1 protein-coding gene and 1 pseudogene are annotated in these 1,479 nt (G+C 64.5%); one reads left to right on the top strand and one right to left on the bottom strand.

The window, feature by feature from the left end; translation table 11 throughout:
- On the bottom strand, positions 1-918 hold a 918-nt coding region (locus tag A2I95_RS37320), incomplete at its 3' end, for an ABC transporter permease (protein ID WP_291737501.1).
- Between the two features lie 159 nt (positions 919-1,077).
- Between A2I95_RS37320 and A2I95_RS37315 the strand changes: the two are divergent.
- Positions 1,078-1,479, top strand: a pseudogene (locus tag A2I95_RS37315) (acetoin utilization protein AcuC); the annotation flags it as partial.

Below are 1,479 nucleotides of genomic sequence, written 5' to 3'. Positions count from 1 at the left end.
CAGCGCATAGGCGAGATCTACCAGGAAATTCACCGTAATGACGGCAAAGACCAGCAGCATCACCACCGACTCCACCACGATCAGATCGCGCGAGGAGATTGCCTGGAACACCAGCCGCCCGAGGCCGGGCAGATAGAAGACCTGTTCAATGATGATGGCGCCTGCCAGCAGGAATGAAAACTGCAGGCCGATGATGGTCAGCACCGGGATCAAAGCGTTGCGCACCCCGTGCCGCCACAGCGCCTGACGGCGGGTCAACCCCTTGGCGCGGGCAGTGCGCATGAAATCCTCGCCCAGAATGTCCAGAAGGGCAGAGCGCATCACCCGCGTCAGGATCGCCGCCTGCGGCAGCGCCAGTGCGATGGCGGGCAGGGTGAGCGCATGAAGGCCCGCCCAAAGCCCGGCGTCCCAGCCCGGAAAGCCGCCGGCCCCGAACCAGCGCAGGTTGATGGCAAAGATCAGGACCAGCATCATCGCAAACCAGAAGTTCGGCACCGCGACCCCCAGCTGGGTTGCGCCCATTACGGCCATATCGCCTGGCTTGCCGCGGCGGGCGGCGGCATAGATGCCTGCTGGAAAGGCAATCAGCGTTGACAGCGTCAGCGCATAGATCGCCAGCGGTAGCGACACCCACAGCCGGTCCGCGATCATGCCCGCCACCGGTGTGCGGTAGGTATAGGAGGTACCGAAATCGCCGCTCAGCATCCCCGCGGCCCAGCTGAGATAGCGGGTCAGTTTTCCCTGATCCAGTCCCAGTTCCGTGCGCAGTGCAGCGACAGTATCAGGCTGCGCATTCACCCCCAGCATAAACGATGCCGGGTCGCCCGGCGCTACCTCGACCACGAGAAAGATCACCAGCGAGGCAACAGCCAGGCTGAGGATCAGGGACACCAGGCGTTTCAGGGCATAACGCAGCATGGCTGCCACGTTAGGAGGCCGCGGAGGATGGGTCTAGTGGGCGGCGGAGGGAAACCTGAGCGGGCAGGCAAAAATGCGCAACGTCAAAGGGTTGGGCGTATACCCCCGAACGGATCGCAGGCCCTTTGGCATCCGGTGGAAACCGGCTATCACTGTGCCATGCTGTCCCGCCCCCTGTTCATCGGATCGGAAATCTATCGCGGGTCGTCCTATGGACGCACCCATCCCCTGCGGGTGCCGCGGGTCTCCACCGTGATGGATCTCTCGCGGGCGCTGGGCTGGCTGCCGGATGAGGTCTATGTGAACTCCCCCCGCGCCAAGCCAGCGGCGCTGACCGCCTGGCACACGCCGGAGTATGTCGCGGCGTTGCAGACGGCTGAGGCGACGCAGGCGGTTAGCGAAGAAGTGCGTGCGCGGCATCATCTGGGCACAATTTCAAATCCGGTGTTCCCGGAAATCTTCCGCCGTCCGGCCACCGCGGCAGGCGGCTCGATCCTGGCGGGGGAGCTGCTGGCAAGCGGCGGCATCGTCTACAATCCGGCGGGCGGCACTCATCACGGG

It is taken from the genome of Leisingera sp. F5 (assembly GCF_001593695.1).
This window is presented reverse-complemented; position numbering and strand designations above follow the sequence as displayed.